This is a genomic window from Streptomyces sp. NPDC096311 (genome assembly GCF_044763085.1).
Lineage (GTDB): Bacteria > Actinomycetota > Actinomycetes > Streptomycetales > Streptomycetaceae > Streptomyces.
The window spans coordinates 38,038-58,304 of record NZ_JBIWFN010000029.1 but is presented as its reverse complement, the minus strand read 5'-3'; the positions used below and the strand labels follow the sequence as shown (position 1 = coordinate 58,304).

The window sequence follows — 20,267 nt, the reverse complement described above, 5'->3', positions numbered from 1 at the left end:
TTCACCTGCTGCCGACCAAGGCGAGGGACGGGGAGAAGAGCTGGGCGAAGGAGGTGGTGGCGCCGGTGATGCGCTTGTTCATGTACGTCACCTCATGGAGGGAGAGCAGTGGGACGGCGAGGGTCTTGGCCTCCCAGCGGCGCTGGGCACCGGTGATCAGCGCGGCGCGTTCGTGGGGGTCGAGAGTGGCTTGTGCCTTCGTGAGCGCGGACGTGACGGCGGGATCGTCGAAGCCGGCCCAGTTGAACATCGCCTTGGGCAGGACCAGGTTGGGGATCCAGTCCAGCGGGTCGGGGATGTCCAGGAAGGTCTCCGCCAGTACGAAGTCCAGTCCACGGCGGTAGGTGGGGTCGTAGAACATGCTGGAGAACTGCAGGGCGGGTAGCTGGCGGATCGTCAGTTTGATGCCGAGGGACCGGGCCGCCTGCTGGATCACGGCGGCGGCGTTGACCTGGTCCTGGTTTCCCGCCGGGACGGCGAGGGTGCCGGAGCGAAGGTGGGGGTACTTGGCCACCAGGGCGCGGGCCTGCGCCAGTTCGGCGGTGGTGGGGGAGGCGTGGGCGAGGGGCAGGGTGGCGGCGGCCTTCTCATAGACCGCTTTGGCCTCGGGATCCCAGCCGGCGGACGGCAGCACGGTGGTGCTCGGTGTGGCGGCGCCCCGGAAGACGGTGTCGGCCAGCTGCGTGCGGTCGACGGCCAGGGAAAGCGCGCGGCGGATGTCCGGTTCCGCGGCGATCCCTGTGTCCTGGAGCGGGGCCATCTGTACGGACTTGAGGCTGGGGCCGAAGTACAGCTGTCCGGCGACGCTCCCCTTCAGGGTGGGCAGCGCGGCGTTGGGCACGTCGAAGGCGCCGTCGATGGCGCCGCTGGCCAGCGCCTGGGTGAGCGCGGTGGTGTCCGTGACGAAGAGCAGGGTGACCTTGCGCGCGTGCGCTCGGTAACGGGCGTCCCAGTAGTGCGAGTTGGCCTTCAGCTCGATGCTCACGCCCGACTTCCACGCGGCCAGTTCGAAAGGACCCGAGCACATCAGGCCGCCGGCTGCGGTGCCGAACTTCTTGCCGGCGTGCTCGGCGTACCGGGCCTGGACGACGGTGCCGGCGGTGGTGGCGAGTTCCTTCAGGAACAGTTCGTCGGGGCGGGTGAAGCGGACGGTGACGGTGTGGGGGTCGGTCGCCTCGATGGAACGGACGTTGACGAAGAAGGAGTTGGCGATCGCGTTCGGATCCAGTTGCCGCTTGAGGCTGTGGACCACGTCGGCGGAGGTGAGCGTGGTGCCGTCCCAGAACCGTACGCCGTCGCGCAGGTGCAGCACGAGCGTGCGCGGATCGGGCCGGTCCCACGAGCGGGCCAGCGCGGGCGACGTACTGAAGTCGGGGTTCAGGCGCAGGAGGCTGTCACACAGGTTGCTGACCACCAGATACGGCGACGAGTCGCCCGCCTGCTGGTAGTCGAGGGTGGTCGGCTCCCCGGCGGGCAGGTCCCACACCAGCGAGTCGAGCCGGCCCGTCGCCGCATCGGAGGTGTCGCGCAGGGCGGCGCTGCCGAGCTCGGCGCGCGGCAGACCGGTGCAGCCGGCCAGCACGAGAGCGGCCAGCGCGAGGAACAGAGGCCGAAGCCGGCTCACGACAGGCTCGCCGCGTCGACAACGGTCAGGGACAGGTGGGAGGCGTGCTCCCCGCCGGTGAGCAGGGTCTGCACGGTCGTCTTGCCGTCGACCGCGAGCCACGGGTTCTCCTGCGTGCCCGGGTGCGGCAGATAGGTGGGGAAGTCGCTGGAGGCGATGTGCAGACGAAGGGCGTGGCCGGAGCGGAGGCGATACCCGGCGTGGGTGAGGTCGAAGGTGACCGGCGCGGGCGGGCCGCCCGGGATCAGCCGCTGACCTCGTACCAGCACATGGGCACTGCCGTCGGGGGACACGTCCAGCAGCTTGAGGAAGACATGGGCGCTCGGCCCGTCGGTGCCGACCGTCAGCACGGCCCGGACCGGGCCGGCCAGGTCCAGGGGTTCACCGACCGGATCGGTGGTGAAGGTCGGCACGTCGCTACGGCGGTGCAGGGGTGACTCGTCGACGTGGAACCGGAGCGCGGAGAAGGAGTCCTCCAGGAGACTGGGCACGAGGTCCGACGGATCGTGCACCCAGGTGACGGCCTCTTCCTGGACCGGTGCCTGTGCCCGCAGGCTCTCCGCGCCCAGATGCAGACGCAGGGTGCGGGAACCGGGAGGCGGCCAGGTGTCCGCCGTACGGTCGCCGAGATGGCCGTGGTGCCAGCGCACCCGGGGCAGCCGCTGCGCGGTGCCCTCGCCCTTGACGAACACGTCGAAGAACGCGACGAGGGGGTCCAGATAGCGCGGCAGGAGCCGCTCCACCGCCGCGTCCACGTCCGCGTGGTCGAGCTCGGGCGGTACCGGGACGTCGTCCAGGTGGTAGTTCTCGTGATCGATCGAGTCGACGTGCAGGTACTGCAGCCGGGCCCAGCCCGGGCGGGAGGCGAGCTCGGCCCAGTCGTTGATGCTCGGCTGGAGGCAGTTGTCGAACCAGCCGGCCTGGTGCAGCACCGGCAGCGGACGGCCGTCGAAGGGGTGGCCGTGCGGGAACGCGGGCAGCGCCGCCACCTCGGGAAGGAAGCTGTCCCACATGGCCGGCCGGGTGCCGATGCCGTCGGCTATCTCCTTTAGTGCCTCGATGAGGGGGCGACGGGTGAGGTCGGGCTCGAACTCGTAGACCCACCTGTCGGTCCAGTAGGCGGCGAAGTAGAGGGCGCCGAACAGCTGGGTGACGCCGTCCCGTTGCCAGTAGTCGGGGCGGATGCCGTCCGCGCCGGTGACCCTCGGGGCAATGGCCTTGAGCGCCGGGTGCCCGGCGGAGGCGGCCGCCCACTGGGTGGCGCCGTAGTACGAGTCGCCGAACATCCCGACCCGGCCGTCGGACCACTTCTGGCGGACGATCCAGTCGATCGTGTCGTGGCCGTCGTCGGCCTCGTGGACGAAGGGCATCGTCTCGCCCTCGGAGCGGAACTTGCCCCGCACGTCCTGGACGACGACCGCGTAGCCGCGCGCGGTCAGGTAGGCGGCGATGCGGTCCATGAAGACATAGCGGCTGTTCTTGTCGTAGGGCAGCCGGACCAGGGCCACGGGGAGGCGGCCGTCGTGGTCGGGCGGCAGATAGAGGTCGGTTGCCAGGCGCACCCCGTCCCGCATGGCGACCATGACCTGGGTCGCGGTGCCGGGGACGGGGGCGGGTTCGGCGCGGTGCACGGGAAGAGGCATCTCACGGCTCCGGGAGGGAAGCGGGGGTGCGGTGCGGGATACACGGGTGCGTGCGGAGGGTGGCGCCGGAGGGGGTACGTGGCGTCGACGTGGCCCTGATTGAACAGCAATGTGAACACTGTTGTCTAGGTTGTTGTCCATGTCGTTGTCTGGACTGATCACAGGGTTGTTCCCTAGGATCATCCGCAGGTATGGCACGTATGTCGGACAGCGGGAGGGAAGGCCATGGGAGCGGCAGGAACCACCGGAGGGCGACGCCGGGGGAGCACGCTCACACGGGAGCAGATCATCGAGGCGGCCGTGGAGATCAGCACCGCCGAAGGCCCGGCAGGCGTCTCCTTCCGAGCCCTGGGCGCCCGCCTCGGCGTCGTCGCCACGGCGTTGTACCGGCACTTCCGCGACAAGGACGAGTTGATGCTCGCCCTCGCCGACCAGATCTTCGTGGAGATCGGCGAGCGGTTCGCCGCCACCGGGGACTGGGCGGCCGACCTGCGTCAACTCGCCCTTCTGGGACGGGATGTGGGCCGCCGGCACGCGGTCACCCTGGCGTGGCTCGGTTACCGCAACACGGGCGGCCCGGGCGACCAGGCCGTGGCCCTGGCCACCCTCCGGCTCCTTCTGGACGCCGGCCTGACGCAGGAACAGGCCCTCTTCCACTACGAGCTCTTCACGGACACCGTGATGGGCCTGCTCACCCTCGACGCCATGCGTGAATCCCTCGACGACGACGTCCGCCGGAAGGACGACGCGGCTCTCTCGGCCCTCTACGCGGACATCGCCCGCAATGAGCCCAGGGCCTCCCGCGTACCGGCCCTCGCCATCACCCTCGACGAGGACGCGCTCTTCGCCGCCCAGATCGACCTCCACATCCAGGCGGTCCGGGCGGCGGCGCACGGCGACGCCGACACCGCGCCCTCACCATGAGGTATGCCTTCGAGCCGGTGCCCGCGTGGATGACGAGTCGGTGCCCTCGGCCCAGCCGAACGCGCTGAGCGCCTCGAGCGGGGCAGCTCCTCAAGCCGGCGCCTGAGCGGCGCTGTGCCGTTGCCTGCGCCAGTGTGCGGAGCACCGGGGAGGAGAGCGGTGGGGGCAGGGTGCGCAGGGCGCGGACCAACGCCGCCGTGGGCCAGGGGAAGTACGCCTGCGCGGGTTCCCTCTCCAGGGCCCGTACGACGTACCCGGGCAGCGCGATCCTGGCTGCTCTGGAACGGCTTGGGCAGGCCGTCGCCGATGTCGTAGTTCAGCGCCAGGATCCGTGCGATGTCCGCGACGCTCACCTGGTCCATGGACTTGTCCGGTCCTTGCCCGGCGTTGAGCAGGGCCACATCGACGGAGCCGTACTCCGTGACGGAGGCCGTGACCATGTCGGCGGCCGCCCGCGGATCGAGGGCGTCGGCAGCGATGTCCAGGCAGGCGCTGCCCGCCGCTCGTATCTCCCTCGCCACGGCGGCCAGTTCGGGGGGTGTCGCGCCGTGCGGACCAGCCGGTTGCCACCGGGGGTGAGTCGGCGTGCCACCTCGGCGTCGATGCCCGAGGAGGCGTCGACGGCGACGGCGACGGCGACGGACCGGTCGAGGTCGGCCTCGGCGTCTGCCTGTGTGAGCGGAGCGGTGAAGATCCGTTCCCACGTGCCGTCGATCGCCCACACCCGCATCCAACGCCCCGTGCTCACCGACAAGTTCGGCCAATCATGCCCTGGGCGCGGCCCGGTCGGCAGCGCCAGGACGCCTCGGGATTGCCGGTGCCGGCAGCCCGAAGAACTCCCGTCATCACAGGTCGCAGGCGCGTCTTCGTCATCAAGGCACCCGTGGGCGGTCACCGGTCCGTGGATGCGGCTTCAAATCGTGAGCACAATTTCCACACACCCCTCTCTTCAGACGGGCCCCGATGGTCTAGATTGACCGTGCTTCACATGCTGGGACACGAGGCGACAAATGATGATCTATAGGTCAAGCGTTACGGATAGCCAGCAATTGCGTCTCTGGTGCCAGATGTGGAGGTGATCAACTCGTGGGCCCGCGAAGGGGCTTTGGGTGCGGGGAGCACCTGAGGTTTTGACGGGCTTCCGCGCACCTCGAGGGTCTGGCAGGGCACGCGAGTCTGCTGCCGCCAGGGTGGGTTGTTCAACTAGCGCTGAAATAGCCGGAATGTCATGCGCGAGGGGCGGGGGCCTCCCGGGGGAAGAGCAGCGCGGCGCGGGGGGCGGGGGCTTCCCGAGTGGAGCAACTGTTCGAGGGCTGGGGCCTTCTGGGGGGAAGGGCAGTGTTGGGCGATCACGTCGAACAACTGGGGACCGGGGGGGTTCTGTGCGGCAGGGGGGAATAGTCGGCCCTTTTCCGTCGGCGCGCGAGCGTCTGGCGGACGGGGCGATCGGCCAGCCGGCGATCGAATGGGAGCAGCGGTACAGACGTACCGTGATCATCAGCGACACCGTGGCGACCGCTTGCGTGGTGGCGTCGATCGGTGACTTCTTCGGGGCCCGGGACGCGGCCAACTGGCATGAGAAATGGGGCATCCTCGCCTTCGGCACCCAGGTGCTGGTGCTGGGCGCGCTGGCGGTGAGCCGCTCGTGGTCCCCGGCCGTACTCGGTCAAGGCGCCGAGGAATTCCGCCGGTTGGGACGTTCACTGTTCACCGCGACCGTCGTGCTGGCGCTCGGCGGGATCGCTCTGACCTCGCGCAACATCAAGCTCTGGATCTTCGTCGCGATCCCTGCGATCGCGCTCGTCACCATGACGGAGCGGTATGTGCTCCGCCTCTGGCTGCACAAGCAGCGCAACGAAGGACGCTGCCTGAGACCGGTGCTCGCCGCCGGGAGCCCGGCAACCGTGCGCGACCTGATCAACCGGACCCGCAAGTTCCCGCACCTCGGCTGGCGGGTGGAGGCCGTGTGCACGACGGACGGTCGCGGGGTCGACGGCGACCAAGGCGGCCTCGACGGCGACCAGTTGGACGGAGTGCCGGTCATAGGCCAGCTGGAGGACGTCGCCAAGCACGTCCGCCACGACGGCTACCGGGTCGTCGCGGTCACGCCCGACCCGCACTGGTCACCGGACCGCCTGCAGCGCCTGGCCTGGAACCTCGAGGGCAGCGACGCCGAGATGATCGTCGCCCCCGTGCTGATGGAGGTGGCCGGCCCGCGGCTGCACGTCGACGCGGTGCTCGGGATACCGCTGCTGCGGGTCAGCATGCCGACCTTCACCGGGGGCCGCCGGGCGATCAAGGGGGTCGTCGACCGGCTGGGTGCCGCGATCCTGCTGATCGGGTTCGCGCCGCTGATGATCCTCGTCGCGCTGTTCGTGCTGATGGACAGCCGGGGCGGAGTGTTCTACCGCCAGCGCCGGGTCGGCAAGGACGGCCACGAGTTCACCATGCTCAAGTTCCGCAGCATGGTCGCCGACGCCCACCGGGCACGCGCGGAGCTGGCCGACCGCAACGAGGGCGCGGGACTGCTGTTCAAGCTCCGCCGCGATCCGCGGGTGACCCGGGTCGGCACGGTGCTGCGCCGGTACTCGATCGACGAACTCCCGCAGCTCTTCAATGTGCTCGCCGGATCCATGTCGCTCGTCGGACCCCGGCCCCCGCTGCCGGAGGAGTCCGCCGCGTACGACCCGGACATCCGAAGACGGCTGCTGGTCAAGCCCGGGCTCACCGGCCTGTGGCAGATCAGCGGGCGCAGCGACCTGCCGTGGGAGGAGGCCGTCCGCCTCGACCTCCGGTACGTGGAGGACTGGTCGCTCGCCCTCGACACAGTGATCTTGTGGAAGACCTTGCGTGCCGTGATCCACGGGCAGGGGGCCTACTGATGCGCGGGGGTCGTCCGACCGGCGCGCGGACCGCAGGCCGCAGGGGCCTGCCTGGGGGGAGGGACCGGTCATGAGAGTCAGCGTTTTCGGGCTCGGCTACGTGGGCTGTGTGTCGGCCGCGTGCCTGGCCAGCATGGGCCACGAGGTCATCGGGGTGGACGTCAACCAGGTCAAGGTCGACCTGGTCAACGACGGCAAGGCCCCGGTGGTGGAGGAACGTATCGGCGAACTCATCGCCGAGGTCGTGCGGACCGGGGCGCTGCGCGCCACCCGCGACGTCCGCGAGGCGATCGCGGACAGCGAGGTGTCGCTGATCTGCGTGGGCACCCCGTCGGAGCCCAACGGCAGCCTGTGCACCACCTACTTGGAGCGGGTCACCGAGGAGATCGGCGCCGCGCTCGCCGAGCGGGGCGGACGGCAGACCGTCGTGTTCCGCAGCACCATGCTCCCGGGCACCTGCCTGGACCTGCTGGTGCCGATTCTGGAGAAGCACGTCGGCGGCACCGCCGGCGTGGACTTCGGGGTCGCGGTCAACCCGGAGTTCCTGCGCGAGGGCACCAGCGTGAAGGACTTCTTCGACCCGCCGAAGACCGTCGTCGGCGAACTCGACCTGGCCAGCGGCGACGCGGTGGCGGCGCTCTACGACGGCCTGCCCGGCGAGGTGTTCCGGGTGCCGATCCCGACCGCCGAGGCCATCAAGTACGCCGACAACGCGTTCCACGGCCTCAAGATCGGCTTCGCGAACGAGCTGGGCGCCGTGTGCCAGGCCCTCGGCGTGGACTCGCACCAGGTGATGGACGTCTTCCTCGCCGACCGCAAGCTGAACATCAGCCCCGCCTACCTGCGCCCCGGCTTCGCCTTCGGCGGCTCCTGCCTGCCCAAGGACCTGCGCAGCCTGGTCCACGCGGCACAGCGCGCCGACGTCTCGGTGCCGATCCTCTCCCACGTGCTGGCCTCCAACTCCGACCACCTCCAGCGCGCGGTGGACCTGGTCGAGCGCACCGGCAAGCGCAGAGTGGGAATGTTCGGACTCTCCTTCAAACCCGGCACCGACGATCTCCGCGAGAGCCCGCTCGTCGAACTCGCGGAGCGGCTCTTCGGCAAGGGCTACGACCTCAAGATCTACGACGCCAACGTGAGCCTCTCCCGGCTGCTGGGCGCGAACCGCGAGTACATCGAGAGCCGCCTGCCGCATCTCGCGCAGCTCCTCGCCGACTCCGTCGACGAGGTGATCGACCACGCCGAGGTGTGCCTGGTGGGCACCAAGGACCCGACCGTACTGTCGGCACTTCCCCACACGGGCGAACCGGCGATCATCGACCTCATCCGCCTTCCCGACGCCGACAAGCGCCGGACCGAACCGGGGTACACAGGCCTTGCTTGGTAACGAGACCAGTGGCGACGGCACGAACCGTCGCGCACTGATCCTGGTGGAGAACCTGTCGGTCCCCTTCGACCGGCGGGTGTGGCAGGAGTGCACCACGCTGCGCGACGCGGGCTGGGAGGTGCACGTCATCTGCCCCCGGGGGGAGAAGCGGGACACGGAGGCGGAGGCGGTGATCGACGGGGTGCGGATCCACCGCTACCCGTTGCGCGCCGCCACCGGAGGTCCCGCCGGCTATCTGCGGGAGTACGGATCGGCGCTGTGGCACACGCTCCGGCTGGCCCGCAAGGTCGGCCCGGTCGACGTGGTGCACGCCTGCAATCCGCCCGACCTGCTGTTCCTGCCGGCCCTGTGGATGAAGCGGCGCGGCGCGCGCTTCGTCTTCGACCAGCACGACCTGGTGCCCGAGCTGTACCTCTCCCGGTTCGACCGCGGCGAGGACCTGCTCTACCGCGCCGTGTGCGCGCTGGAGCGGCGGACCTACCGGGCCGCGGACATCGTGCTCGCCACCAACGAGAGCTACAAGGACGTCGCGCTGCGCCGCGGCGGCCGTAGGCCCGAGGACGTCTTCGTGGTGCGCAGCGCGCCCGCGACCGACCGGTTCCAACCGGTGCCGCCGGAGCCGGAGTTGAAGCGCGGCAAACCCCATCTGCTCTGCTACCTCGGCGTCATGGGCCCCCAGGACGGCGTCGACTACGCCCTGCGGGCCCTGGCGAAACTACGCGACGAGGTCGGTCGCACCGACTGGTACGCGGTCTTCGTCGGCGCCGGCGACGCGTTCGACGCGATGGTCGAACTGTCCCGGCAACTCGGTCTCTCCGACCAGGTGCAGTTCACCGGACGCATCCCGGACGCCGACCTGGTGCGCTACCTGTGCACCGCCGACGTGTGCCTTTCCCCCGACCCACACAATCCGCTCAACGACGTGTCGACCATGAACAAGGTCCTGGAGTACATGGCGATGGGGCGGCCGATCGTCTCGTTCGACCTCCGGGAGGCGCGCGTCTCCGCCGGTGACGCCGCCGTCTACGCGCCCGCCAACGACGAGGCCCAGTTCGCCAAGCTCGTCGCGCTGCTCCTCGACGACCCGCAGAAGCGGGCCCGGATGGGGAAGACCGGCCAGGAGCGGATCAGCGGGCCGCTGTCCTGGGAGAACTCGCAAGCGTCACTGCTCGCCGCCTATGCCGCCGCCTGCCGGGACCAAGCCCCGGTGTCCGCGGGTGGGCCGGTCCGTACGGGGAAGAGGCCGCACCATTGAATGACGACACGATCCGCCTGGTCACGATCGGACGGATTCTCCGTCGGCGGTGGCGGCTGTTGGCCGTCCTCGCCGTAGCGGGCGCGCTCTTCGGCTACGGCACCTCGGTGCTGCTGCTTCCGCCGCGCTACACGGCAGAGGCGTCGGTGCTGCTGCCGGGCCAGTGGGAAGAGCGCGAACTGCTGACCCAGGTGGACATCGCCACCAGTTCGGCGGTGGTCGACCGCGCGGCCGCCGCCCTGAAGTGGGGCGTCGACGGCGCCGCGCTGCAGAAGGACGTGACCGCCAAGGCGGACGACGGGAACATCATCAAGGTCTCCGGTACGGCCGACACCCCGGAGCGCGCGCAGCGGCTCTCCGACCAGCTGGCCCAGCAGTTCGTCACCTTCGCCACCCGTATCGCGGGCGGCAGCACCGACCCCGCGGCGGACACGGCGACGGAGGCGCTGCGCAAGCAGGTGGCCGAGACCAACCGCCGTATCACCGACCTGGCCGACTCGGCGGATCCGGGGCAGACCGTGGAGGGCGTGCAGGCCCGCACCGAGCTGGAGGGGCTGCGCACCGGGCTGCAGGACGCCATGAAGAAGCTGGAGGAGGCCAACCCGGCGAGCGCCAAGGCCAGCATGGTCGTCATGGGGCCGGCCCCCCGGCCGACCGGTGCGGCGGCGCCGACGAGGATGCAGCTCATCGTCGCAGGGGCGCTGCTGTTCTTCGTGCTCGCGGTCGTCGGCCATCTCGCCGCCGCCCGGGTGAGCCGCCGGCTGCGCACCGAACCGGAGATCGCCGCGGCGCTCGGCTCGCCGTTCCTCGGCACCGTCGACGTGCCCGGCGAACGGCACGGCCACCGGCCCGAGAGGGACGGCTCGCGGGGACGGCTCCGCCGCCTTCTCGGCATCGACGTCCGGTGGGACGTACCAGCCCCGCAGCGGTCCGGCGACGAGGCCGAGCGGCGGATCCGCTACCGGCGGGTGTGCGCCCGCCTCCGGGACCAACTGCCCGCCCCCCGGCGGCTGCTGGTCGTCGTACCGGAAGGCGACGAGGTCGCCCGGCTGGCCGCAGGACAGCTCGTCGCCGAGGCCACCGGTGACCCCCAGCTGCGGGTCGTGGAGGTCTCGGTGGACCGGCCGATCGTGCCGGACCGCGACACCGAGTCCGGTGCCCTCGCCGTCCTCAGCGCGGGGAACTGGACCGCCGCGGAACTCGCCGGCATCGCCGAGGCGTGCGCGGACGGCGGGCACGAGCTCGTCGGCGTCGTCGTCGCCGGCACGGTCCGCACCCGACCGACGGAAACCGCCGACCGACTTTCCGACGACGCCACTTTGACGTTCGCGGTACACGGCCACGCGACAGGAGATCCAGCGTGACGACGAGCACGACTTCGGAGTCGTCGGCCGCCACCCCGCTCCTCGACCTCCAGGCGCTGGTGGTCGCGGTGCGCAGACGCCGCCGCCTGTGGGGCGCCATGGCGCTCCTCGGGATGCTGGCCGGCGCGGCCGTGGCGGTCCTGATGCCGCCGGCCCCGGCCGCCGTGACCAAGGTTCTGGTCGCGCACCAGGAGGACCAGCCGAACGACACCGGAACGCTGATCCGCACCGACGCCCAGCTGCTGGCGACCTCGCGGATCGCTGGTCAGGCCCTGAAGATCCTCAAGTCCCCAGAAAACCCGGAGGACTTGAGGAAGGACTACCGGGGCACCGGACTGACCAACAACGTCCTCGAGATCGATGTGACGGGCAAGACCGACGCGGAGGCGGTGGCCCGGGCCAAGGCACTGGCCGAGGCGTTCGTCGCGGACCACGCCAAGCGCATCAACGACATCGCCAACGCCAACGCCCAGGGGCTGCTCGATCAGCAGGCCCGGATGCAGGCGGAGCTCGCCGACGTCAACAAGACGATTGGCGGCCGGTCGCCCGCCACCGACCCCAAGGACGCGGCGAACTTGGAGTCGCTCTTCGCCCGGCGGGCCGAACTCACCTCACAGATCTCCGACTTCGGCCAGCGCGCCGAGGAGGCCCGCGTCGGCGCGCCCCAACTCGTCGCCGGCACCCAGATCGTGGACGCCCCGCGCGCCGTGCAGCACTCCCTGCCCAAGGCCCTCGTCACCGACGGCGTGGTCGGCCTCGTCCTCGGGCTCTTCCTCGGGCTCGCGCTCGCCGCGGTCGGCGTGGTCGTCACGGACCGGCCCGTGCTGCGCCGGGACATCGCGGCGAACCTCGGCGCCTCGGTCATCGCCGAACTGCCCCGCCGCTCCGGCAGGTTGTGGCAGCGGCGGCGGACCCGGGTGGCACGCGAACGCCTCACCACCACGCTGGCCCGCACCTCGCGCGGCTCGGCGGAACCGCTGTCGCTGCTGGAACTGGGCTGCGCGCGCAGCACGGCCGTGATCGCCCTCGGTCTCGCCCGGGCACTGGGCGAGGACGGTCCGGTGACCGTCGTCGACGGCCTCCCCGGCACCCAGCTCTCGGGCCGCCGGCCGAAACCGGGAGACCCCACCGTGGTCGGCGGCGAGAAGGCCGCGACCGTGTCCCCGCAGGATCAGCGGATCGGCGTCGGCTCGGTGGCACCCGGCACGGCGTGGACCGACCTCCAGTACCTCGGCACCCGCACCGTGCTCGTCGTCCGCGCCGGGCACGGCAACGCCGCCTGGCTGCACACCGTGGCCCGGCAGCTCGCGGACCAGGGCATCCCGGTGATCGGTGTCGTGCTGATCGACCCCGATCCGCGCGACCGGACCGACGGCACCCTGTGGGACGGGTTGGCCAACGCGCTGCGCGGCCGAACCGAGCGGCCGACCTGGCAGAACGGTGGGGGTACCTCCCACGCCGTTCAGGCAGTGGGGGACGGCCGGCGGCTCACCGAACGCCAGCCGATACGGGCCGCACGGGTCCCGGACAACGACCAGGAGGTGCGGTAGACGTGTGTGGCATCGCGGGCACGTACCGATGGCCGGACGGAAAGGCCGTCACCGACCGGCTCACCGACACCCTCGCCCACCGCGGCCCCGACGGCTCGGGCCGCTACGGCCACCCCCTGGGCGACGGCGAGGTGCAGCTCGGGCACCGCAGGCTGGCCATCGTCGACCTGTCCGAGACCGGCGCCCAGCCGATGGTCTCGGACGGCCTCGCCCTGACGTACAACGGCGAGCTGTACAACGCGCCCGAACTCCGCGCCGAGTTGGAGGCCACCGGGGTCCGCTTCCGCGGCACCTCCGACACCGAGGTGCTGCTGGAGGCCTGGCGGCGCTGGGGCACCGACTGCCTGCCCAGGCTGCGCGGCATGTTCGCGTTCGGCATCTTCGACGAGCGCACCGGCGACCTGGTCCTCGTCCGCGACCAGCTCGGCATCAAGCCGCTGTTCCTGCTCCGGCGCGGCGAGGGCCTGATGTTCGCCTCCGAGCTCAAGGCGCTCGCCGCCGTGACCGGCAAGTCCCTGGAGGTGGACCAGGCGGCGCTCGTGGCCTCCCTCCTCTACTACTGGGTGCCGGACTCGCGCTGCGCGTTCCGCGAGGCGGAGAAGCTGCCGCCGGGCAGCTGGCTGCGCTGCCGGCCCGACGGCCGGGTGGAGCGCGGCAGCTTCTGGAACCTGAAGGACGTCGCCGCCGAGGGCCGGGACCGCGCCCTGGCCGGTGAACGGCCGGACCTCGCCGCCATCGTCGAGGAGTCGACCCGCCGCCACCTGATCTCCGACGTACCCGTGGCAACCTTCCTCTCCGGCGGCCTCGACTCCAGCTATCTGACCGCGCTGGCGGCCCGCCACCAGCCCGGGATCTCCGCCTACACGATCGGATTCCGCGCCGAGGACGCCAAGTTCGAGGCGATGCCGGACGACCTGCGCTACGCCCGGCAGGTCGCCGAGCGGTACGGCGTCGACCTGCACGAGATCGAGATCGCCCCGAACGTGCTCGACCTGCTGCCGCAGATGACGTACAGCCTGGACGAGCCGATCGGCGACCCCGCCGCGATCAACACCTACCTGATCTGCATGGCCGCCCAGGAGGCCGGGGTCAAGGTGATGCTCTCGGGGATGGGCGCGGACGAGCTGTTCGCGGGGTACCGCAAGCACTTCGCCAACCTGCTCGCGCTGCGCTACCAGCGCGTCCCCCGACCGTTGCGGCGCGGGGTGTCCGGGGTCGTGGACCGGCTGCCGGTCGCCTCGGCCCGCCGCGGCTACCGGTCGGTGCGTTTCGCGAAGCGGTTCCTCTCCTTCGCCGATCTGCCGGAGGAGACCGCGTTCCGGCGCAGCTACACCATGTACGACCAGGACGAGCTGCTCGCCCTGCTCAACCCGGACCTGGCCGGGACGGTCGACGACGTGGTCACCGAACACACGGACGTCTACCAGGACAACGACCTCGACGACTTCGTCAACCGCATGTGCCTGACCGACTCCCGCATGTTCCTGCCGGGCCTGAACCTCACGTACACGGACCGGTCGAGCATGGCCGCCTCCACCGAGGTCCGGACGCCGTACGTCGACATCGAGGTCGTCAAGGCGGCGTTCACCGTGCCCGGCAACCGCAAGATCGTCGGACGCCAGGGCAAGGCCGTCCTCAAGGAGGCGGCCACCTCGATCCTGCCCAAGGAGATCGTGTACCGGCCCAAGGGTCTGTTCAGCGCCCCGCTGCGGGCCTGGATGAGCCGGGACCTGGCACCGCTGGTGCGCGAGGTGGTCAACGACGGCGAGCTCGTCCGGTCCGGGCTGTTGCGCCGCGACGCGCTGGCCCGGATGGTCGCCGAGGACGCCGCCGGACAGGCGGACTACTCCAAGCATCTGTGGCACGTACTGACCCTCGAGTACTGGTATCGCGACGCGACCTCTGGCTCCGTCCAGAGCACTCGGTCGACGGCTTAGGAATCAGGAGTTCTGGTGAAGCAGGTTGTACAGAACTACAAGAGCGGCGAGCTGGCGGTGCTCGACGTTCCGGTACCGGGGTGCAAGCCGGGCGGTGTGCTGGTGCGCAGCGCCTACTCGCTGATATCCACCGGGACCGAGCTCATGAAGGTCTCCGAGGCCGGCATGTCGATGCTGGGCAAGGCCCGCTCCCGGCCGGACCAGGTGGCCAAGGTCATGCAGAGCGTGGCCACCAACGGGGTGCCCGCCACCTACCGCAAGGTGATGGGCAAGCTGGACTCCTACACCCCGCTCGGCTACTCGCTGTGCGGGGTCGTCGAGCAGGTCGGCGCGGGGATCGACGACGTGAAGGTCGGCGACCTCGTGGCTTGCGCGGGCAACGAACACGCGCTGCACGCCGAGTTGAACTGGGTGCCGAAGAACCTCTACGCCCCGGTCCCCGAAGGTCTCGCGCCGCGGCACGCCGCCTTCGGCACCGTCGGCTCGATCGCGATGCAGGGCGTCCGCCAGGGCGAGCCGCAGCTCGGCGAGGTCGCCCTGGTCATCGGCCTCGGCCTGATCGGACAGCTGGTGGTGCAGCTGCTCACCGCCGCCGGAGTCCGCGTCGTCGGCGCCGACCCCGACCCGGCGCGCTGCGAACTCGCCGAGCGCCTCGGCGCAGCGGCCTGCGGCGACCCCGCCTCCGCCGCCGTGGAAGCGGCCGTCGCCGAACTCACCGACGGCCACGGCGTGGACCAGGTCTTCCTGGCTGCCGGCGGCGGCAGCAACCAGCCCGTCGAGCTGGCCGCCCGGCTCGCACGGGACCGCGGCCGGGTCGTCGACATCGGCAAGTGCCGCCTGGACCTGCCGTGGAACGCGTACTACGAGAAGGAACTCGACGTCCGCTTCTCGCGCTCCTACGGCCCCGGTCGCTACGACCCGTCGTACGAGCTGGAGGGCCGCGACTACCCGATCGGCTACGTCCGCTGGACCGAGCGCCGCAACCTCGCCTGCTTCCTCGACCTCGTCGCCCGCGGCAGCGTCGACGTGGACCCCCTGGTCTCCCACATCGCCGACTTCGACGACGCCGTCGAGACCTACCGGCGCCTGAAGGACGGCGAGTTGAAGGCCGTTGCCGTGCTGTTCCGGTATCCCGAGCAGACGGAGGAGGCGGGGGAGGCGGAGGCCCCGTCCGTGGCCGTGCCTACGGTCCGCCGCAGCGAGGGAACGTCCACCCCGGCCCGGTCCGCCAAGACTCCGGTGCGCCTCGCGTTCGTCGGCGCGGGCAACTACGCGACGTCGATGCTGCTGCCGCACCTGGCCCGGCGCGAGGGCGTCGAGCTGTCGACCGTCGTCACCACGACCGCGCTCTCCGGGGCCAACGCGCAGCGGAAGTTCGGCTTCGCCAAGGCGACCACCGACCTCGATGCCGTCCTCGGCGACAAGTCCGTGGACGCCGTGTTCGTGGTCACCCGGCACAGCTCGCACGCCGAACTGACCCGGCAGGCGCTGCTGGCCGGCAAGACCGTGTTCGTGGAGAAGCCCCTGGCCCTCACCGAGGACGAGCTGGCCGGTGTCCTCGCGACGGTGGAGGAGTCCGGCAACGACCGCCTCCAAGTGGGCTTCAACCGCCGCTTCGCACCGCTGCTGACGGAGGCCAAGGACCGGTTCGGCGCCCGGACCGGTCCGGCGAACCTCCGCTACCTCGTCAACGCGGGCAAGCTCCAGCACGGCAGCTGGTACCTCCAACAGGCCGCCGAGGGCTCGCGGTTCGCCGGCGAGGGCGGCCACTTCATCGACACGGCGAGCTGGCTCCTCGACGCCGACCCGGTCTCCGTGTACGCGACGGCCGCGCCCGGCAACGAGGACCTCCAGGTCGTCCTGGGCTACCCGGACGGCTCCACCGCCACCATCAGCTACGTCACCACCGGCGCCTCCGGCTTCCCCAAGGAGACCCTGGACCTGGTCGGGGACGGCAAGGTGCTGAAGCTCGACGACTTCGTCCGTGCCTCGGTCCACGGCCCCAAGAAGTGGGTCAGTTCGCGGCTGCCCAAGGCCCGGGACAAGGGGCAGAACGCCGAACTCGCCGCCTTCATCAAGGCCGTTCGGACCGGCGGGCCGATGCCGGTGCCGCTGGAGTCGCTGGTCGCCACCACGGCGGCCACCCTCGCCGTGCACACCGGCCTGGCCGGCGGCGCGCCGGTGACCTTGGCGAGGACGCCATGACCATGAGCGTGGGCTGGTACCTGCGCCGGCTGTCCCGGATGGGCCCGCGCGAGATCGCGGGCCGGGCGGGCGACACCGTGCGCAGACGGCGCTGGCGATCGGCGCAGCCGGACTGCCCGAGCGTCACCGGCGCCCGGTTCACCGCCGCCCTGCCTGCGGGCACGATCGCCGAGGTGGCGCCAGACGCCGTGAAACGGCTCGTCGCCGAGGCGGACCGACTGATGGCCGGACACGCCGAGTTCTTCGGCGTGGACCGCGACGACCTCACCGACCCGGACTGGTCGTACGACCCGAAGACCGGGCGCCGGGCCCCGTCGGGCTACGCCTTCGACGTGCCGTACCGCGACGAGAACGTGGCCGGGGACATCAAGCAGATCTGGGAGCCGTCCCGGCACCAGTACCTGACCGTGCTCGCCGCCGCCTACGCGGTCACCGGGGACGAGCGGTACGCCGAGCGTGTCGCCGAGCATCTGCGGTCGTGGTGGGCGGCCAACCCGCCGCTGCAAGGCGTGCACTGGATCAGCGGCATCGAACTGGGCATCCGGCTGCTGTCCTGGGTGTGGATCCGCCGGCTGCTCGACGGCTGGCAGGGTGCGGCCGAACTGTTCGAGGAGAACTCGGTCGCGCTGAACCAGATCTGGCACCACCAGCGCTGGCTGGCCGCCTTCCCCAGCCGGGGCTCCTCGGCGAACAACCACGTCATCGCCGAGACCGCCGGGCAGTTCGCCGCGGCCTGTGCCTTCAACTGGTTCCCCTCGTCGGCGCGTTGGCGCTCCGACGCGCTGCGGTCGCTGGAGCGGCAACTGCGCGCCAACACCTTCGACTCCGGCCTCAACCGCGAGCTGGCCACCGAGTACCACGGACTCGTCCTGGAACTCGGCCTGGCCGCGGTGGCCGAGGCCGATGCCGCAGGCGTGCCGGTGCCCGAGTCGCTCCGGCTGGTGCTGCTGCGGATGACCGACGCGCTCGCGGCCGTCGTGGACAACCGGCTGCGCCCGCCCCGCCAGGGGGACGCGGACGACGGCTTCGGCCTGATCCTGGACGGCGCGGGCACCGACCGCTGGGGCTCGCTCCTTGCCACCGGCGACGCCGTGTTCGGCCGGCTCGACTGGTGGCCGGAGGTGACCGGCACCGATGTGCGCACCCCGCTGCTGGCCGCGCTCATCAGGCCGTACGCGAAGGACGCAACCGCCCGCCCGGCCACCAGGCCCGCGCACTTCGCCGACGCGGGGCTCACAGTCCTGCGCGGTCCGGAGGAGATCTGGTGCCGCTGCGACGGCGGTCCGCACGGCTTCCTGTCCATCGCCGCGCACGCCCACGCCGACGCGCTGTCCGTGGAGGTCCGGCACGACGGCATCGACGTGCTCGCCGACCCGGGGACGTACTGCTACCACGGGCAGCCCGAGTGGCGGCAGTACTTCCGCTCGACCCTCGGCCACAACACCCTCCAGCTGGACGGCGGTGACCAGTCCGTCTCCGGCGGCCCGTTCCTGTGGACCCGGCATGCGCGGACCCGCGTGCTGGACGTGGACAACTCCGGGGCGGGGGTGGCCCGTTGGGCCGCCGAGCACGACGGCTACCAGGGCTCGGTGCACCGCCGCCGGGTGGAACTCACGGCCGCAAGCCAGGAGTTGACGATCGTCGACGAGGTGCGCGGCCCGCGCCGGGACGTGCGGTTGGCGTTCCACCTCGGCCCGGCGATCGCCGCGGACCTGGTGGGGCACCGCGCGGTGCTCACCTGGATCCGGGACGGCGAGGGGCGTTCCGCCGTGCTCGACCTGCCGGAGCAGTTGTCCTGGCGGGCGCACCGCGGCGAGAGCGAACCGCCGCTGGGCTGGTACTCCGCCGGATTCGGGCGCAAGGAACCCACCACCACGCTGATCGGCACCGGATTCGCCGACGGCACGGACGGCTTCACCACCGTGCTCGGGTTCCGCGGGCAGGGGGGCGCGTGGGGAACATGAGACGGCACTGGGCGACGGCGGTCGCACTGCCGGCGCTGCTCCTGCTGACGGCGACCGGCTGCGACAGCACGTCGAGCGCCCCGGCCGCGACGAAGCCGGACGCCGCGCCGTCCACGGCCACGTCCGCCGCCCGGTCCGTGGCCCGGGTGTGCGCCAACCCCGCCGCCGGACCGGCGAAGGCGCCCGCGGGCGCGGTCACCGTGGACCCCAAGGTGGTCGGCGACCTGGCGGCGAAGACCAAGAAGAGCCCCCCGAACACCACGTTCTGGCTCAAGCCGGGCACGCACACGTTGGAACATGACCGCTACGCCCAGGTCATCCCGAAGAAGGGGGACCACTACATCGGCGCGCCGGGCGCCGTGCTCGACGGCCGGAAGGTCAACCAGTACGCCTTCACCGGCAACGCCGCCGACGTCACCATCCGCTATCTCACCGTGCGGGGATTCGTCGCACCGCAGGACGAGGGCGTCGTCAACCACGACTCGGCCGACGGATGGGTCGTCGAACACTCGACGATCAAGGACAACTCCGGCGCCGGACTGATGGCCGGCGCCCGCCAGCAGGTCCGCGCCGACTGCCTGCGCGACAACGGCCAGTACGGCATGAACGCCTACAAGGGCAACGGCCCCCTCACCGGCCTGGTGGTCGAGGGCAACGAGATCGTCGGAAACAACACCGGTGACTGGGAACGGAAGCAGAAGGGCTGCGGCTGCACCGGAGGCATCAAGTTCTGGGAGGTCAACGGCGCTGAGATCAGCGGCAATTGGGTGCACGACAACCGTGGCACCGGGCTGTGGGCGGACACCAACAACAACGACTTCCGTATCGAGAACAACGTGATCGAGGCCAACGACGGTGCCGCACTGATCTACGAGACGAGCTACAACGCGGTCATCCGCAACAACACCATCCGGCGCAACAACTGGGTCGAGGGCCGCAAGGCGGCCGACAGCGGCGACAACTTCCCGTACGCGACCGTCTACTTGTCCGAGTCCGGCGGCGAACCGCGGGTCAAGGCCCGCACCCACAAGATCGAGATCTACGGGAACGTGCTGGAGGACAACTGGTCCGGGATCACCCTGTGGGAGAACGCCGACCGGTTCTGCAACAGCCCGGCCAACACCTCCTCCGGTGACTGCACCCTGCTGGTGAAGAAGACGAGCAGTTGTGTGAGACCGGCGATCGCCAAGGCGCCGCTCTATTCGGACTGCCGGTGGAAGACCCAGTGGGTGGACATCCACGACAACCGCTTCGTGTTCGACGAGTCCGTCGTCAAGTGCACGGAGATGTGCGACCGCATGGCGGTGCTGTCCAACTACGGCACCTACCCGGACTGGTCGCCGTACCACGGCGAAGGGGTGGCCGACGCCATCACCGAGAAGCAGCACAACAGTTGGCACGACAACGTCTACGTCGGGCCGTGGAAGTTCGTCGCCGAGGACCAGAGCCGGGTGCTCGACTTCGGGCAGTGGCAGACGGCGCCGTACCAGCAGGACAAGGGCAGCACCCTCGACCTGCAGGCCGGTGGTTGA

At 70.9% G+C, this 20,267-nt stretch carries 12 protein-coding genes; 10 read left to right on the top strand and 2 right to left on the bottom strand.

Annotated features, from left to right (window positions below; all coding sequences use genetic code 11):
* Position 1: 1 nt before the first annotated feature.
* Both ACIRA5_RS46970 and ACIRA5_RS46965 read right to left on the bottom strand, forming a co-directional pair.
* Entirely contained in the window at positions 2-1,624 is a 1,623-nt protein-coding gene (locus ACIRA5_RS46970) for an ABC transporter substrate-binding protein (protein ID WP_403702768.1), read from the bottom strand.
* The gene (locus ACIRA5_RS46965) at positions 1,621-3,267 is read right to left on the bottom strand and encodes a CocE/NonD family hydrolase (protein WP_403702765.1); all 1,647 of its coding nucleotides are present in this window, start codon (positions 3,265-3,267) and stop codon (positions 1,621-1,623) included. Before ACIRA5_RS46965 ends, ACIRA5_RS46970 begins: the two co-directional genes overlap by 4 nt.
* A gap of 225 nt (positions 3,268-3,492) precedes the next feature.
* On the opposite strand from ACIRA5_RS46965, the gene ACIRA5_RS46960 reads away from it, so the two are divergent.
* The 10 genes from ACIRA5_RS46960 (at position 3,493) to ACIRA5_RS46915 (ending at position 20,267) form a co-directional block, all read left to right on the top strand.
* A complete protein-coding gene (locus ACIRA5_RS46960) occupies positions 3,493-4,191 on the top strand; it encodes a TetR/AcrR family transcriptional regulator (protein ID WP_403702762.1) in 699 nt (232 codons plus the stop codon).
* A 1,382-nt stretch (positions 4,192-5,573) separates the two neighbouring features.
* A complete protein-coding gene (locus tag ACIRA5_RS46955) occupies positions 5,574-7,073 on the top strand; it encodes a sugar transferase (protein ID WP_403702759.1) in 1,500 nt (499 codons plus the stop codon).
* Positions 7,074-7,143: 70 nt separating this feature from the next.
* The gene (locus ACIRA5_RS46950; protein ID WP_403702756.1) at positions 7,144-8,460 is read left to right on the top strand and encodes a nucleotide sugar dehydrogenase; all 1,317 of its coding nucleotides are present in this window, start codon (positions 7,144-7,146) and stop codon (positions 8,458-8,460) included.
* Positions 8,450-9,715, top strand: coding sequence for a glycosyltransferase family 4 protein (locus ACIRA5_RS46945; RefSeq protein WP_403702753.1), 1,266 nt, complete (start codon positions 8,450-8,452; stop codon positions 9,713-9,715). The genes ACIRA5_RS46950 and ACIRA5_RS46945 overlap by 11 nt, the downstream gene beginning before the upstream one ends.
* Positions 9,712-11,079 carry a Wzz/FepE/Etk N-terminal domain-containing protein gene (locus ACIRA5_RS46940; RefSeq protein ID WP_403702750.1) on the top strand — a complete coding sequence of 456 codons (1,368 nt, stop codon included), beginning with the start codon at positions 9,712-9,714 and terminating at the stop codon, positions 11,077-11,079. The genes ACIRA5_RS46945 and ACIRA5_RS46940 overlap by 4 nt, the downstream gene beginning before the upstream one ends.
* Positions 11,076-12,629 (top strand): Wzz/FepE/Etk N-terminal domain-containing protein, encoded by a 1,554-nt coding sequence (locus tag ACIRA5_RS46935; RefSeq protein ID WP_403702747.1) that lies wholly within the window; start codon positions 11,076-11,078, stop codon positions 12,627-12,629. Before ACIRA5_RS46940 ends, ACIRA5_RS46935 begins: the two co-directional genes overlap by 4 nt.
* 2 nt (positions 12,630-12,631) lie before the next feature.
* Positions 12,632-14,566 (top strand): asparagine synthase (glutamine-hydrolyzing), encoded by a 1,935-nt coding sequence (asnB, locus tag ACIRA5_RS46930; RefSeq protein ID WP_403702744.1) that lies wholly within the window; start codon positions 12,632-12,634, stop codon positions 14,564-14,566.
* Positions 14,567-14,581: 15 nt separating this feature from the next.
* Positions 14,582-16,771 (top strand): bi-domain-containing oxidoreductase, encoded by a 2,190-nt coding sequence (locus ACIRA5_RS46925; RefSeq protein ID WP_403702741.1) that lies wholly within the window; start codon positions 14,582-14,584, stop codon positions 16,769-16,771.
* The gene (locus ACIRA5_RS46920; RefSeq protein ID WP_403702738.1) at positions 16,768-18,735 is read left to right on the top strand and encodes an alginate lyase family protein; all 1,968 of its coding nucleotides are present in this window, start codon (positions 16,768-16,770) and stop codon (positions 18,733-18,735) included. Before ACIRA5_RS46925 ends, ACIRA5_RS46920 begins: the two co-directional genes overlap by 4 nt.
* Positions 18,732-20,267: a right-handed parallel beta-helix repeat-containing protein gene (locus ACIRA5_RS46915; RefSeq protein WP_403702925.1), complete on the top strand. Its 1,536-nt coding sequence runs from the start codon at positions 18,732-18,734 to the stop codon at positions 20,265-20,267. The genes ACIRA5_RS46920 and ACIRA5_RS46915 overlap by 4 nt, the downstream gene beginning before the upstream one ends.